General features: G+C 70.1%; 12 protein-coding genes and 1 pseudogene. 4 read left to right on the forward strand and 9 right to left on the reverse strand.

Going from position 1 to position 15,330, the window contains the following annotated elements:
- The first annotated feature begins 3 nt into the window (after positions 1 to 3).
- On the forward strand, positions 4 to 1,059 hold the full coding sequence (locus tag ACWCXB_RS08510) for a LacI family DNA-binding transcriptional regulator (protein ID WP_450720386.1): 1,056 nt from the start codon (positions 4 to 6) through the stop codon (positions 1,057 to 1,059).
- A 61-nt stretch (positions 1,060 to 1,120) separates the two neighbouring features.
- On the opposite strand, the gene ACWCXB_RS08515 is transcribed toward ACWCXB_RS08510, so the two are convergent.
- Together ACWCXB_RS08515 and ACWCXB_RS08520 are read right to left on the reverse strand one after the other, a co-directional pair.
- Entirely contained in the window at positions 1,121 to 2,014 is an 894-nt protein-coding gene (locus ACWCXB_RS08515; RefSeq protein ID WP_450720388.1) for an oxygenase MpaB family protein, read from the reverse strand.
- Between the two features lie 92 nt (positions 2,015 to 2,106).
- Positions 2,107 to 3,306 (reverse strand): RNA-guided endonuclease InsQ/TnpB family protein, encoded by a 1,200-nt coding sequence (locus tag ACWCXB_RS08520; protein WP_450720390.1) that lies wholly within the window; start codon positions 3,304 to 3,306, stop codon positions 2,107 to 2,109.
- Between the two features lie 327 nt (positions 3,307 to 3,633).
- On the opposite strand from ACWCXB_RS08520, the gene sph reads away from it, so the two are divergent.
- Together sph and ACWCXB_RS08530 are read left to right on the forward strand one after the other, a co-directional pair.
- Positions 3,634 to 4,614: a sphingomyelin phosphodiesterase gene (gene sph, locus ACWCXB_RS08525; RefSeq protein WP_450720392.1), complete on the forward strand. Its 981-nt coding sequence runs from the start codon at positions 3,634 to 3,636 to the stop codon at positions 4,612 to 4,614.
- A gap of 92 nt (positions 4,615 to 4,706) precedes the next feature.
- Positions 4,707 to 5,705, forward strand: a complete 999-nt coding sequence (locus tag ACWCXB_RS08530; protein WP_450720394.1) for a cation diffusion facilitator family transporter — start codon at positions 4,707 to 4,709, stop codon at positions 5,703 to 5,705.
- A gap of 19 nt (positions 5,706 to 5,724) precedes the next feature.
- Here the strand turns inward: ACWCXB_RS08530 and ACWCXB_RS08535 are convergent, their stop codons facing one another.
- The 5 genes and pseudogenes from ACWCXB_RS08535 to ACWCXB_RS08555 form a co-directional block, all read right to left on the reverse strand.
- Positions 5,725 to 6,216: a hypothetical protein gene (locus ACWCXB_RS08535; protein ID WP_450720396.1), complete on the reverse strand. Its 492-nt coding sequence runs from the start codon at positions 6,214 to 6,216 to the stop codon at positions 5,725 to 5,727.
- A gap of 78 nt (positions 6,217 to 6,294) precedes the next feature.
- Entirely contained in the window at positions 6,295 to 6,774 is a 480-nt protein-coding gene (locus ACWCXB_RS08540) for a macro domain-containing protein (RefSeq protein WP_450720398.1), read from the reverse strand.
- A 95-nt stretch (positions 6,775 to 6,869) separates the two neighbouring features.
- Positions 6,870 to 7,664, reverse strand: a pseudogene (locus ACWCXB_RS08545) (hypothetical protein); the annotation flags it as partial.
- Positions 7,665 to 7,732: 68 nt separating this feature from the next.
- Entirely contained in the window at positions 7,733 to 8,323 is a 591-nt protein-coding gene (locus ACWCXB_RS08550) for a DUF6461 domain-containing protein (protein WP_450720400.1), read from the reverse strand.
- Between the two features lie 444 nt (positions 8,324 to 8,767).
- Positions 8,768 to 9,199, reverse strand: a complete 432-nt coding sequence (locus ACWCXB_RS08555; protein ID WP_450720402.1) for a DUF3592 domain-containing protein — start codon at positions 9,197 to 9,199, stop codon at positions 8,768 to 8,770.
- Positions 9,200 to 10,868: 1,669 nt separating this feature from the next.
- Here ACWCXB_RS08555 and ACWCXB_RS08560 point away from each other — a divergent pair.
- Positions 10,869 to 11,603, forward strand: a complete 735-nt coding sequence (locus ACWCXB_RS08560) for a MerR family transcriptional regulator (protein WP_450720404.1) — start codon at positions 10,869 to 10,871, stop codon at positions 11,601 to 11,603.
- 12 nt (positions 11,604 to 11,615) lie between these two features.
- Here the strand turns inward: ACWCXB_RS08560 and clpX are convergent, their stop codons facing one another.
- Together clpX and ACWCXB_RS08570 are read right to left on the reverse strand one after the other, a co-directional pair.
- The gene (gene clpX / locus ACWCXB_RS08565; protein ID WP_450720406.1) at positions 11,616 to 12,980 is read right to left on the reverse strand and encodes an ATP-dependent Clp protease ATP-binding subunit ClpX; all 1,365 of its coding nucleotides are present in this window, start codon (positions 12,978 to 12,980) and stop codon (positions 11,616 to 11,618) included.
- Positions 12,981 to 13,138: 158 nt separating this feature from the next.
- Positions 13,139 to 15,319, reverse strand: coding sequence for a 3-hydroxyacyl-CoA dehydrogenase NAD-binding domain-containing protein (locus tag ACWCXB_RS08570; protein WP_450720408.1), 2,181 nt, complete (start codon positions 15,317 to 15,319; stop codon positions 13,139 to 13,141).
- Between the last annotated feature and the right edge of the window lie 11 nt (positions 15,320 to 15,330).

The raw sequence follows: 15,330 nt of genomic DNA on the forward strand, positions 1-15,330 counted from the left end.
CCGTTGCCCGATCCGACCACTGGAGCCCGGCCCACGCTGGAGGCCGTCGCCGCCCGCGCCGGTGTCTCGCGGGCGACGGTCTCGCGCGTCGTCAACGGCGGGGCCGGTGTCCGCGCGCCGCTTGCGGACCGGGTGCGCGAGGCGGTGGCCGAGCTCGGCTACGTACCGAACCATGCGGCGCGGAGCCTGGTCACCCGGCGCAACGGCGCAGTCGCCGTGATCATCGCCGAGCCCGAGTTCAGGATCTTCTCGGACCCGTTCTTCGAGCGGCAGGTACGGGGCATCAGCCGGGAACTGGCCGCGAACGACTCGCAGTTGGTGCTGCTGTGGGTGGAGGGGACGGAGGACCACGACCGTATCGCCCGGTATCTCGGCGGCGGGCATGTCGACGGGGCGCTCGCATTCTCGCTGCACGACGACGACGAACTCCCCGCCATCGTGGTGGAGTCCGGCGTTCCCGCCGTGTTCGGCGGCCGTCCGGGGCCGGGCGCTCGCGGCGCCGGGACCCGCGGTCATGCACGCGCCGTTCCGTTCGTCGACTGCGACAACCGCGGCGGCGCCCGCGAGGCGGTGCGCCATCTGGTCGGGCTCGGCCGCACCCGGATCGCGCACATCGCCGGCCCGCTCGACCAGACCTCCGCCCTGGACCGTGTCGACGGCTACCGCGAAGCACTCGGCGGTGCGGCGGGTCCCGTCGCGCAGGGGGCGTTCACCGTGGAGAGCGGGGCGCGTGCGATGGCGGAACTGCTGGACCGGCACCCTGGTCCGGACGCGGTGTTCGCCGCGAACGATCTGATGGCATCGGGTGCGCTGCGGGTGCTGCGCGAACGGGGCCTGCGGGTGCCGGAGGACATCGCGCTCGTCGGCTTCGACGACGTGGCCTCGGTCGCGGAGGCCACGGATCCCCCGCTGACGACGGTCCGTCAGGACATCGAGGGCAACGGCCGGCTGATGGTACGGCTGCTGATGGACGTACTGAACGAAGGCCCCGGTGCGCAGGACGACGGGCCGAAGTCGGTGATCACCCCGACGACCCTTGTGCGCCGGGCCTCCGCGTGATCAGTGCGGGCCTCCGCGTGACAAGTGCGGGCCGCCACGACAAGTGCGCGCCCTCGCGTCGTCAGCCCCGGACTGCGCGTGCCAAGTCCCGCTTGCCCTTGATCAGCCCGGCCGCGCGCGCCGCCCGCCGCGCCTCGCGGGCGAGCGGCAGATAGCGCAGCCGCTCGGGGAGTACGGGCACGACGGCCCGTACGACTCGCCCGAAGCGCCGCAGTCGGCGCTCCTGGCGGTCCGTCCACGGCAGCCCGATCGCCGCGCGCGCGTCGGGCGGCATCAGCCCGATGGTGACGAAGCGCCGGAAGCGGACGAACGGCGGCAGGATCGCCGGCCAGAAGGCACGCAGCAACAGCCGGAGCAGCAGCGGCCCGCGATCCGGCGGCGGAAGGGGCCGGTCGGTCGCGACGAGGTCCCGGACGACGGCGGTCGCTTCGAGTTCGTCGGCGAGGACCTTGCGGTAGTACGGCCAGAACTCCTCGATCGTCGGGGGCATGTCCCGGTCGTGGATGCCGAGGACGCGGCCGACCCGCAGCCACTCCGCGTAGAGCTGCCGCTCCTGTGCCCCGGTGAGCGGGCGGTGCAGATAGCGGGTGGCGTACCGGTAGACGGGGAAGCCGGTGGCGTGGACCCAGGCGTAGTTCTCGGGGCTGAGCGCCTGGTAGGGACGGCCGTGGGTGTCCGTGCCCTGGATGGTCCTGTGCAGCTGCCGAAGCCGCCGGCCCTCCTCGGCCGCCGCGTCGCCTCCGTACACCCACAGCTGCAGGGAGCGCACCGAACGCTCTCCGCGCCCCCAGGGGTCGGTGCGGAAGACGGAGTGCTCGTCGACCCCGGCGCCGACGGCCGGGTGAGCCACCTGCATGGTGAGTGCGGCGGGCAGCATCAGCAGCCCGCGGATGTCCCCCGCGAGGCTCCACAGCACTCCGCCGGGCGGCGGTGGCACGGGGTCCTGGCTGTTCATACGGGCGCTCCCAGGTCTCGGCGGACTGCTCGGTGCCCGGTCCCTCCGGTTCCAGTGTGACTCCTCCCCCGCGTGAACGCGTGGGCTTCTCGCTATGCCGGTTGGGCTTCGCGACGGGCCAGCCCGGCCCGTAGAACGTTCAGGGCGCCCACCGTGTCAGCGTGCGCGCTGTGGCCGCACGCGGTGCAGTGGAACTTCTCCTGGGTGGGCCGGTTCTCCTTGGCGGTGTGCCCGCATTCGGGGCACCGCCGGGAGGTGTTGCGGGGGTCCACGGCCATCACTTCCCGTCCGGCGCTTTCAGCCTTGTCGTTCAGGATCGTCAGGAACACCCCCCATCCGGCATCGGCGATCGAACGGTTCAGTCCGGCCTTGGCGGCGGCCCCGTTGGGCAGGAACGCGCCCGGCTGGTCGGGGTCGGGCTTCGGCGTGGGGGTGGCGCTCATGTTGCGGATCTTGAGGTCTTCGTGCGCGATGAAGTCGTGTTCGCGCACGAGGCCGAGAGCGGTCTTGTGTGCGTGGTCCAGGCGCTGGCGGCGGACCTTACGGTGCAGGGTCGCGATGCGCTCGACGGCTTTGCGGCGGCGCTTCGAGCCTCGCTTGCACCGGGCCAGGCCCTGCTGTGCCGCTTCGAGTTTCGCGGCGGCCTTGGCCCCGCGCCCGGGGTTGGCGACGTGGGCACCGTTGGAGGTAGTGAGGAACGAGGCTATGCCCATGTCGATGCCGACCATGCTGCCGGTTGCGGGCAGCGGCTCCGGCTGGGTCTGCTCGGCGGTCAGGACGACGTACCACCGCTTGCCCTCACGCTTGACGCTGACCGTCTTCACCTTGCCGACCACGGCACGATGCTGGTGCACGCGGACATGCCCGACGCCCTGGAGACGGACGCGGGTGACGGGGTCGTTGGGGGTGGAGTCCCACCGGCAGCCGTCACCGTTCCTGGGGAACTCCACCGTGTCGAACCGACCCACCCCACGAAACCGGGGATAGCCAGGCTTCTCTCCGGCCTTGATCCGGCGGAAGAACGCGGCGAACGCCTTGTCCAGCCGGCGAAGCGTCGCCTGCTGGGACGAGAACGACCACCGGCCCTGCCGCTGCGGGTCGAACGCCCGGATCCCCTTGAGCTGCGCGGACTGCTGCCCGTACCGGACCGTCGTCCTGGAGACATGCCGATAGGCATCCCGGCGCTCCTGCAACGCCCCGTTGTAGAGGGAGCAGTGATCCCGCAGCATCTCGCCGAGCGCGACCTGCTGGCCAACGGTGGGCCGCAGGAGGAACTTGTACGCACGCATCACCCGACCCACCCCCCTTCGGCCCATATGTGATCAACCTAGCGGAGGCCACTGACAACGAAGAGAACTCCGGCGCTTCGCACCTCCACGCCAAGGACGCGTTTCCCTCCCCGGCCGAAGCCGGGGACACCCACGCAAGATCAAGGATGGGTGACATCCGACGTGTCGCCGGTGCCGGTGCGGCAGGGCGGACCGTGCGAGTTGTTCAGACAAGTTCGGGGGATCGTGCAGCTACGGCAAGAATGTGGACTCCTGATGGTTACCCGAAGGTAACTGCCGCTGCTTTGATATGCGCGCCGGTCAATCCCCCACCTTCCATCGGGAGTTCCAGTGCCGCACTCCGCGCTCCGCCGCTTCTCCGGCGCAGCTGTGTCCACCGTGCTCGCTGCCGCCGCTCTCGGCGCAGCCGCGCCCTCCGCCGAGGCCGCAGCGACGCCGTCGCTGAAGGTCCTCACGTACAACGTCTTCCTCTTCAGCAAGACCCTGTACCCGAACTGGGGCCAGGACCACCGCGCCACGGAGATCCCCAAGACCTCGTTCTTCCAGGGCAATGACGTCGTCGTCCTGCAGGAGGCCTTCGACAACTCGTCCTCCGACGCGCTCAAGGCGAGCGCCTCCGCGCAGTACCCGTACCAGACCCCGGTGGTGGGCCGCTCCAAGAGCGGCTGGGATGCTACCGGCGGGGCGTACTCGACGACCACGCCCGAGGACGGCGGTGTCACGATCCTCAGCAAGTGGCCGATCGTCCGCAAGGAGCAGTACGTCTACAAGGACGCGTGCGGCTCCGACTGGTGGTCGAACAAGGGCTTCGCGTACGTCGTCCTGGACGTCAACGGCACGAAGGTGCACGTGGTCGGAACCCACGCGCAGTCGACCGACCCGGGCTGCGCGGCCGGTGAGGCGGCGCAGATGCGCAGCCGTCAGTTCAAGGCGATCGACGCGTTCCTCGACGCCAAGAACATCCCCGCTTCCGAGCAGGTCATCGTCGCGGGTGACCTCAACGTGGACTCGCGCACGTCCGAGTACGCGACGATGCTCGCGGACGGCGGTCTGGTGGGCGCCGATTCCCGCACCGGACACCCGTACTCCTTCGACACGGAGGAGAACTCGATCGCGTCCGATCGCTACCCGGACGACCCGCGCGAGGACCTGGACTACGTCCTGCACCGGGCGGGCCACGCGAAGCCGGCCGGCTGGGACAACGAGGTGATCAAGGAGCAGAGCGCACCCTGGACCGTCACCAGCTGGGGCACGTCGTACACGTACACGAACCTGTCCGACCACTACCCGGTCGCCGCCTCCGGGCAGTAGCGGCCAGGGGGTAGTAGCAAGGCTTTCGCAGCTGGTCAGAGGGCGCTCTTCGACAGTGGCTGCAGGGCTTTCCGGCTGCCATGGTGGTTTCCATGACGGGTCACGGACACACTCATGAACACGGGCGTGGACACCACCACTCTCACCAGCATCACCACCACCACGGCGAGCGCATCGACGCCGCGCTAGAGGGCTCCGCGGAGGGGCTGCGGACGCTGTGGTTCTCGTTCGGGATCCTCGCCGCGACCACCGTCTTCCAGGCGGTGATCGCGGCGCTGTCCGGGTCGGTCGCGCTGCTGGGCGACACCGTCCACAACGCGACCGACGCCCTGACCGCGCTTCCGCTCGCGCTCGCCTTCGTGCTGGGCCGGCGGGCCGCCACCCGCCGCTACACGTACGGGTTCGGCCGGGCGGAGGACCTGGCGGGCGTCTTCGTGGTCCTGGTGATCGCCGCGTCCGCCGCCTTCGCCGGGTACGAGGCGGTCAGGAGGCTGCTGGAGCCGCAGGACGTCACCCATCTCCCCGCCGTCGCCGCGGCCGGGCTCGTGGGCTTCGCCGGCAACGAGTGGGTGGCCAGGGCCCGTATCCGTACAGGCAAGCGCATCGGCTCCGCGGCCCTGGTCGCCGACGGACTCCATGCGCGGACCGACGGATTCACGTCGCTGGCCGTGCTGGCGGGCGCGGGCGGCTCGGCTCTGGGCTGGCGTTACGCGGACCCGCTGATCGGGATTGTGATCACCGGCGCGATCCTGATGGTGCTGCGCGGCGCGGCCCGGGAGATCTGGCACCGGCTGATGGACGCCGTGGACCCGGAGCTGGTGGACCGGGCGGAGCATGCGCTCTCCCACGTCGAGGGCGTACGGGGTGTGGGCGCCGTACGCATGCGCTGGCTCGGGCACACACTGCGGGCCGAGACGTCGCTCGAGGTCGACCCGACGCTGACGGTCGTCCAGGCCCATGCGGTGGCGGTGGCCGCCGAGCACGCACTGCTGCACGCGGTGCCACGGCTGGCGGGAGCGACCGTCCACATCGACCACGGGCACCCGACGGGCCAGGACCCGCATGCGGTCCTGGCCCATCACTTCGCCTGACGCGCGTCCGGGCGACGGCCTACGGGTACACCCGGGCCACGTTGTAGGCGTACAGGGCGACGATGCCGATCACGCAGGCGATGACGACCCAGGAACCGAGGCTCGTGTGCCGCCCCTTTGCCCCGGACCGCCGGGGCCGCTGCGGCCGCTGGTGCCGCTTGGACTGCGGGGAGCGCCTGGGGCGTGCAGGGTGCGACGGTCGCGGTGTGGAGGGCGCGGCGTCGGCGGCCGCGTCGGCCAGCAGACGACGGCATATCGCGGCGAGCTCACTCGTCCCCGCGGAGAGACTCGCGACCGCCTCCGAACGCGCGGGGGCGGTCGTGCCCCCGTCCAGGATCCGGCCGGCACGCAGCAGGACCTCGTCCCGGCCACCGCTCGGGGCGAGGCTGATCCAGCGCTGGACGTGCTCCCCCCGAATGACCACGCCTCCGGCCCGGTCGCGGTACACGGTGTGCTCGCGCCACAAGATGTCGGCCAACTCCGTTGCCGTTTCCCTCAGTTGCGCGCTCATGCCCCTCCCCCTTCGCCCTGCGGCAAATCGAACAAGCACCGCACTCTAGCGTCAGGTACACACCAGGTCCGAAGGGGGTCACGGCTCGAAGTCGTACACCGTCACCGGAATGCCACGCGCCACCAGCCGCCCCGCTATAAGGGGCTCCACCCGCGACCACTTCCCGCCCGCCAGCCCGCAGCCGATCCGGGGCATGTGCACCGATGCGCCGAGCTCCACAGCCTTGTCGCCCAGCGCGCGGAGAGCGGTGTCGATCGCCTCGTACCGCACGGGCACCCCCTTGCTGCCCGTGCGTATACCGTGCTGCCCCACCATGTTTGCCACCCACGCATACGGCCCGACCTGGACGAACTGGACCGCCCCCAGTCCGAAGTCGTTCCCTGCCCGCTCCCGGTGCCAGCGCCGGTACGCCGCCTCCGGCTCCGGCCAGCGCCGGGATATCGCAACGACGAAACCCTTGCCCCAGCCGCCCAGATCGTTGCAGACGTGCGCGATCAGCTTGACGCCCTTGCCATGCGGGGCTGTGGCGTCCCCCCGTACATACGTGATCCCCGACATGCCACCACCGTACGGTCCGCCACTGACAATTGTGTTTGCCCGGTTGTCTTTCTGTGGAGTGGCCTGCATGGCTGGCGGGGCGCGCTGCGCTGGTTCTATGCCCCGCTCGGCTCAGGCACCAGCACCGACATCACGGCCGGCGGCAGTGACGGGTTGGCGGCCGCCGCTTCCACCACTCGCCAGTCGTCGTCGGCGAGCAGTTCGACTATGACCGGCGCCGGCAGGGCCGGGTGCCCGGCGGCTATGGGCCGTGCCTGCCTGTCCGCCATGCAGGCGAGCAGTGCCGGGCCCGTCGCATTGCGGTGCCGGGCGATCTCGCGGAACGCCTTCTGCACCGGCGGTACGTGTCCGGTCAGGTCCTCCAGCAGCGCTGGCGGCGCGTCCGGGTTGCCCGCCACCTTGGCGACGACCCGAACCCCGTGCCGCTTGACCATGGTGCGCAGCTGAGCCTCCGAGAGGCCCGGGTGCGGCGCGATGGACTTGACCACCTTCGCGTCGGGGTCGGCGGCCAGCGCGTCACGGATCTCGGCCGGCAGATCGCGTCGTTGGGCCAGGAGCATCCGCACAGCCGGATTGGACGACGTGGCCAGCTCATCGACCTCGGCGGGAGAAGCGGCGGCAATCCGCGGCAGCACGGTCGGCCCGATCTTGACAACGTCGGCCAGACAGGAGAGCACGTCGAGCGGCACGCGGGGGTTGTGCGCGAGCGTGCGCTGCACGTCGTGGCCACGGTCGGTGGCCAGCGTGCGGATCAGGGCGTCGTCGATCGCCGGATTCCCGGCGAGGTCTGCCCGGACACCGGGAACGGGGTCAACTGCGAGCCGTCCCCACACCTCCGGCGGCAGGTCCGGGCGGGCAGCAAGTCGGCAGCGCAACAGCGTTGAGGGGTGGACCGGGGTGCTTAGTTCCGGCGACGCTGTCCATGGAACCCGCACCGTTCCGTCGCGTCCGGCAGTGTCTAATCCTGCTCGGCCAGGGGGCGCAGGCTGCCGCTCCAGCGCTCGTCTTCGCCCCTGGCCGGCGTCACGCGGAGCCCGAACGCGTTCTCTGCGAGAGCCAGCACGCTGTGCAGCGGATCAGGCTGCCCGGGGATGAGACCGAGCGGTCGCATGAACTTGTCGAGCCGCTGCGGGTCCAGGCCGGTCGGCTCGATCGGCTGAAGTGTGTGGAAGTCGACGATGATGTCGCCGTCGACCGCGTACTTGAACCAGTGCATCGGCTTCTCGTTGTAGTACAGCGCGACAGCCTCCGTCCCCCGCGAGACCGCGGACAGGATCCGCTCATCCAGCCCGTGGCTGCCACCCTGCTCCCACGCCCACGTCCACGCACCGTCGGTACCGGTCGTCACCACCGGCTCATCCTCATCGAGCAGGGTGTCGCCGAAGTCGTCGTCCAGGTCTATGACATCGCGCAGCGCCAAGGTGTCCGGATCAACCCCCATGCGGGTCAGCAGCTCCCTCGGAGACAAGTCCTTGGCGAAGGTCAGCATGTAGATGGGGACGTCCCCGCGGAAAAGATCCAGGCCGCGGTCCATGCCAGTGCTCGTCATGCCCAGGATGCTGTCACGCCTCACCGACACCCTGGCCGGACCCCCGCCGAACGCCAGGGGCCGGGCTCAGCCGGCGGCACGCCGGCAAACAGCGCCCTGTCAACGTGTAGGAGTATCCTGCGCGCCAACTCTGACGCTCAAGGTGCCAACTCAAGCGCTCACCCGCCGGCTGAAGCGCTCAGTCACAAATGCTGTGACTGAGCGCCATAGTTGGCCATTTGAGCATCGCAGTTGGCCACCGACTCTCGCTCGTATGCACAGGCGATAACGCGACTGGGTGACCAGGTCGTTGCTGTAGAAGAGTCCGCCGGCGACGGAGTGGACGACCTGGCCTCCGTCGGGGCCGATGAGCGACGTGACGTTGGCCAGGTGGGCGACCGTTCGAAGCCTCGATCACCCTCACGATGCTGCTGATGTGGATGTCACCTGTATTGAAGACCCCGCCTAGGAACGCTTTCGCCTCGCCGTCGCAACGGCCGTCCCGATCCCAGCGATCAACAGCCCGCTCCCACCGAAGACCAGCGGCAGCAGCCACAGCGAGGCGAACCCCTTGATCCGCGCATCCTCGGGGGAATCGGCGCGGTACAGCACCTCGACCCGCTCGCCTTCCTCGTACGACGGTGGATTGGAACCCGTCGAGCTCCGGAACGTCCTCCGCCTGCCGTCCGCCGACGTGAACTCGACCACCGGGTAGGCCACGGGCTTGTCGTTCTCCCGCTTCTTGCGGGATACGCCGTTGTGGTCGTTCCGCCACTCCAGCGCCACCACCGTGCCCTGGGCACGCTCCGCATCCACCAGAAACGAGACCGACACCCCCGACAGGATCAACCCGATGACAAAGAACAGCGCCCCGAACGCGATCGCCCCCAACGCCATCCACCGGAGGGCGCCCCGCCCACGCACCTGAACCTGCACGCCGTCCCTCTCACTTGTCCGGAGTGAGAGGGACGCTATCCCAGGTGTGCCCCGGTCGCCGTCTCCCACCCCGGGGGGTTCGGCGTCGTGCCGCCGTTCAGGAGTCGTCCGACCCGCCACCGACGGACACCTGGCCCTCCCCCAGGCTCCATGCCCCCTGGCTCATCGCGGATCTGCCGCCTGGTCGCCCTGGCGCCAGCCGTTCCCCTCGTCCTCGCGAGGCGACGCCGCGCCGTGCAGGAGTACCCCTGAGGTGCTCTGACGCCAACTGAAGTACTCAGGTGCCAACTGGAGTGCTCAGTCACAACCAGCTGTGACTGGGCTCGACGACGGCCGAACGCTGTGGTTGTCCGGAGCAACGGGTCGCCCGCGACTCGCACTGACTCGGATGCTTGGTCAGTTCTCTGGCAGCACGAGCCAGATCTCGGAGAGGGAGAGGCCGTGCTCGCGACTCACCACCCCGCAGGGGCAGCCCAACGTGGCCCGACGCCAATCGCAGGTCACGGTCCACGGGCCGTCCTTGCCTCCGCACTCTGGGCAGCCGACGGTTTCGGCTGTCCATACCCCCGGCGCGGGTCTGGTGTGGCGTCGGAATCTGCCCCGGTACTGGACCTGCCAGGGCTCAACCGGCGGTGTGAGCGGGACAGCGCCGGGCGCGCTCGTCGCGGCGAGGGCGGTGAACAGTGCGGTCAGGTCGGGGAGCAGGGCTTCGCCCGCTTCGGTCGGCGGCGCCGCGCCTTCCGCCACCCGCGGCGTGGTTCCGTACCTCGGGGCCGCGGCCGCAATGGGTGGGTTCGGCAAAGAATGCCAGGGCAGCAGGGCGTGGGCGACGGCGGCCAGGAGGGCGGCGGCAGGCGGGCTGACAGCGCCGGCGTCGAGGTGGTGGACGGTGGTCCGGAGTATGCGTTGAAGCCGTCTGTCCCGGTCCGTCGCCTGGGTCCGCACCGCTGTGCCCCGCCGGGCTGGGAGTGGGGCGGTGAGGCGTGCAAGGACGGCGGCCGCCGCCTCGGCGTCCGCCGGCGACAGGCGCCACTCGGCTGCGGCGAGGAGTTGCCGGGCTCGCCCGGACTCCAGGACGAGAGCGCGCGTCAACAGCGGGAGGGGGCTCGATGCTGCTACCGGCCCTCCGTGCACGCCTGCCATTGCATCCCCTTCTCACTCACATCGAGCACGAAGGCGTACTCGACGTCGGACAGATCGGTCTTGCCCGCCCGGCGATAGTCCTGTGAATCATCCGGGCACCCGCGCCCGGGAGGTGCGCCGGAGCGCCGGTCGAGTACGCACCCGCGAGTCCGCCGCCACCCCTGACGACCAGGTACCCCATGCCACTCAAACCTCGATGGCACAAACCTGATGTTCGGTGGCGGCGATCAAGGTTCGGTGGCACAGGACAGCGATTCTTGCAGGTCGCGACCGTTCCGATTCCTCTCTGGGACTGGGCTGTCAACGCCCCAGGGTCGCCTCCAGTGCTCACCCGGGCCAACTAGAACGCTTACGGGCCAACTACAGCGCTCAGTCGCAAATGCGGCCGACCTGCCCGCTGCGCTTTCACAACATTGGTGAGACAGCAATACTGTTGCACCTGACGGACGAATACCGCCGACACGTGGAAGGGAAGGCGAGGCACAGGATGGCGACCAAGGCCGAGGAGCCGACGCTGACCGTCGACGAACTGGCGGTGCGCGCGGGGGTCACTGTGCGCACGATCCGGTTCTACAGCACGCGGGGCCTGCTGCCGCCGCCGGTGATCGGCCCGCGCCGGGTCGGCCGTTACGGCTCCGAGCACCTCTCCCGGCTGGCCCTGATCGAGGAGTTGCAGCACCAGGGCATGACGCTGGCCGCGATCGAGCGCTACCTGGAACAGCTGCCGCCCGATCTGAGCGCGCACGACCTGGCGATCCACCGCGCCCTGGTGTCGGCCTGGGCTCCCGAGTCGGCCGAGGAGGTCCCGCTGGCCGAACTGGAGCGCAGGGCGGGGCGGCCCCTGGCGGAGCAGGACATCGACCGGCTCGCGGCGATGGGCGTCCTCGACCGCACGGGCGTCCCGGACACCTTCCGGCTCGACGGCGGGCTGTTGCGGCTCGGCGTGGAGCTCCTCGACGTCCCCATCGCGCACGAGACGATCCTCGCCTCGCGCACTGTCCTGCTGGAGCACGCCCGCGCGGCGGCGCACGAACTGACCCGGCTGTTCCGGGACGAGGTGTGGGGTCCGTACCGGGAGCGCGAGTCGGATCCCGATCATGTCGCGACGATGAAGTCGCTGTCGGCCCATATGCAGCCGATGGTGATCCAGGCGCTGGTGACGGCGTTCCAGCGGTCCCTTCGTGAGGAACTGCGGGCCGCGTTCCAGTCCCGGCCCGACTAGCGCGCCCGGCGGTCAGGCCGACTGCTCGCCGCTCTCCGGCCCGTCGTGGCCCGGCCGTGCACGCGGCACCAGGGTCGGGTTGACGTTGTCGAGCACCGTGTCGCGCGTGACCACGACACGGGCCACGTCGTCCCGGCTCGGCACGTCGTACATGACATTGAGCAGGACCTCTTCGAGGATCGCGCGGGCCGCTCGGGCGCCGGTGCGGCGCAGCAGTGCCTGGTCCGCGATCGCGCCGATGGCCTCCTCGGTGAACTCCAGATCGACGCCGTCCATGTGGAAGAGCTTCCGGTACTGCCGGATCAGCGCGTTCCGGGGCTCGGTGAGGATCCGCGTCAACACCGTCCGGTCCAGCGGCTGTACGGCCGTCACCACCGGGAGCCGGCCGACGAGCTCGGGGATCAGCCCGAACTGCCGCAGATCCTGCGGGGCGACCGCGGCGAAGGCGGCGCGCCCCTCCCGCGTCTTCCGCGTCTCCCCCGTCTCCCGCCCCTCCTCCGGGCGAATCGCGGCGCCGAACCCGATGCCGCGGTGGCCCGCGCGCCGTTCGACGATGGTCTCCAGACCGGCGAAGGCTCCGCCGACGATGAAGAGGACGTTGCTCGTGTCGATCCGGAGGTACTCCTGCTGCGGGTGCTTGCGTCCGCCCTGCGGGGCCACCTGCGCAACCGTGCCCTCCAGGAGCTTCAGCAGCGCCTGCTGGACGCCCTCGCCCGAGACGTCGCGGGTGATCGACGGGTTCTCGCTCCTGCGGGCGATCTTGTCGATCTCGTCGATGTAGACGATGCCGGTCTCGGCCCTGGCGATGTCGTGGTCGGCGGCCTCGATCAGCCTGAGGAGGATGCTCTCGACGTCCTCACCGACGTATCCGGCCTCGGTGAGCGCGGTGGCGTCGGCGATCGTGAAGGGCACGTCGAGCATCCGGGCCAGGGTCTGGACGAGGTACGTCTTCCCGCAGCCGGTCGGGCCGATCAGCAGGACGTTGGACTTGCCCAGCTCCACCGGCTCCGCGTCCCGCCCGGAGGGCTGCTCGCGCGCCGGACTGCCGGGGGCGTCCTGCCGGATGCGCTTGTAGTGGTTGTGGACGGCGACGGCGAGGGCCTTCTTGGCGTCCTCCTGGCCGATGACGTACTGCGCCAGGAAGTCATGGATCTCCCGCGGTGTCGGCAGCGCTCGCGAACCGTGCCCGAACGGCCCGCCGGCCTCCCCTGCCGTCTCCTCGCCGGACCCCTCGGCGATGAGCTCGTTGCAGAGGCCGATGCACTCGTCGCAGATGCAGATGGCGCCCGGTCCGGCGATCAGCCTCCTGACCTCCTGCTGGCTCTTCCCGCAGAACGTGCACTTCAGCAGGTCGTCGCCGGCACCGATGCGAGTCACTGGAACCCCGCCCCCATTTCCCACCACGCATTTCACATGACGACATCATTCGAATGTTGACGGTATCTCGATTCGCCGGACGGCGCCAACGTACGAGGACGGGCCACCGCGATCCGCGGGGGCCCGTCCTCCTCGCCTGCAGCCCGGCCTGTACCGGCTTACGCGTCGGTGAAGACCTCGCCGTTCTCGGCCTTGCGCACCAGCAGCGCGGGCGGCTCGAAGCGCTCGCCGTACTTCGCGGCCAGCTCACGCGCCCGGGCGACGAAGCCGGGCAGGCCGCCCTCGTACCCGTTGATGTACTGGAGCACGCCGCCCGTCCAGGCCGGGAAGCCGATGCCCATGATGGAGCCGATGTTGGCGTCGGCGACCGACGTCAGTACGCCCTCCTCGAGGCAGCGGACCGTGTCCAACGCCTCGGAGAAGAGCATCCGCTCCTTCATGTCGACGAACGGCACGTCCACGTCGGGCTTTCCGAAGTGCTCGCGAAGGCCCGGCCACAGCCCGGCACGCTTGCCGTCGACGTAGTCGTAGAAGCCGGCCCCGCCGCTGCGGCCCGTACGGCCGAACTCGTCGACCATCCGGTCGATCACCGCGTCCGCGGGGTGGGCCGCCCACGTGCCGCCGGCCTCCTCCACGGCCCGCCTCGACTCGGCCCGGATCTTGCGCGGGAGGGTGAGGGTCAGCTCGTCCATCAGCGAGAGCACCTTCGCCGGGTAGCCGGCCTGCCCGGCGGCCTGCTCGACCGACACGGGCTCGATGCCCTCGCCGACCATCGCCACGCCCTCGTTGATGAACTGTCCGATGACGCGCGAGGTGAAGAAGCCGCGCGAGTCGTTGACGACGATCGGGGTCTTGTTGATCTGGCGCACCAGGTCGAAGGCGCGGGCCAGCGCCTCGTCACCGGTCCGCTCGCCCTTGATGATCTCGACGAGCGGCATCTTGTCGACGGGCGAGAAGAAGTGGAGCCCGATGAAGTCGGCGGGCCGCTCGACGCCCTCCGCGAGCAGGGTGATCGGCAGCGTGGAGGTGTTGGAGCAGAGCAGCGCGTCCGGCTCGATGACGCCCTGGATCTCCTGGAACACCTTGTGCTTGAGCGCCGGGTCCTCGAAGACCGCCTCGATGACGGCGTCGCAGCCCGCGAGGTCGGCCGGATCGGCGGTCGGGGTGATCCTGGCGAGCAGTTCGGCGCGCTTGGCCTCGGTCGTGCGGCCCCGGCTGAGCGCCTTGTCGAGCAGCTTCTCCGAGTACGCCTTGCCCCGGGCGGCGGCGTCGGCGTTGACGTCCTTGAGGACGACCTCGATCCCGGCCCTGGCGCAGGAGTACGCGATGCCCGCGCCCATCATCCCGGCGCCGAGGACGGCGACCTTGCGGACCGGGCGCGGCTCGATGCCCTTGGGGCGGTTGGCGCCGGAGTTGACGGCCTGGAGGTCGAAGAAGAACGCCTGGATCATGTTCTTGGCGGTCTGTCCGGTGACCAGCTCGGTGAAGTACCGGGCCTCGATGGTCAGCGCGGTCTCGAAGTCGACCTGGGAGCCCTCGACGGCGGCCGCGAGGATGTTGCGCGGTGCCGGGTACGGGGCGCCGTTCAGCTGCTTCTTCAGGTTGGCCGGGAAGGCGGGAAGGTTGGCGGCGAACTTCGGATTCGACGGCGTGCCGCCGGGAATCTTGTAGCCCTTGACGTCCCAGGGCTGCTGGGACTCGGGGTTGGCGTCGATGAACGCGCGCGCCTTGGTGAGCATCTCCTCGGGGGTGGCGGCCACTTCATGGACCAGGCCGTTCTCCAGGGCCCGCTGCGGCGAGTACTGGGTGCCCTGCAGCAGCACCTTCAGCAGCGCGTCCGCGATGCCCATGAGGCGTACGGTGCGGGTGACGCCACCGCCCGCGGGGAGCAGGCCGAGCGTGACCTCGGGCAGGCCGATCTTGGAGCCGGGAGCGTCGAGCGCGATGCGGTGGTGGGAGGCGAGCGCGATCTCGTAACCGCCGCCGAGCGCCGCACCGTTGATGGCCGCGACGACCGGCTTGCCGAGGGTCTCGATACGGCGCAGGGAGTTCTTGATGGCCGTGCCGGTGTCGAAGGCGAGCTGGGCGTCCTCCGGCCGGAGCCTGATCATGTCCTTGAGGTCGCCGCCCGCGAAGAAGGTCTTCTTGGCGGAGGTGTAGATGATGCCGCGGATCGAGTCCTTCTCGGCCTCGGCGCGGTCGGCGATGGCCGCGATGGAGTCCTTGAAGGCCTGGTTCATGGTGTTGGCGGACTGGTCGGGGTCGTCGAGGACGAGGGTGACGATGCCGGTCTCGTCCTGCTCCCAGCGGATGGTGGAGCTCTTCGGCGTTGTTGTCATTGCTGCTTCTC

Source organism: Streptomyces sp. NPDC001514 (genome assembly GCF_053597075.1).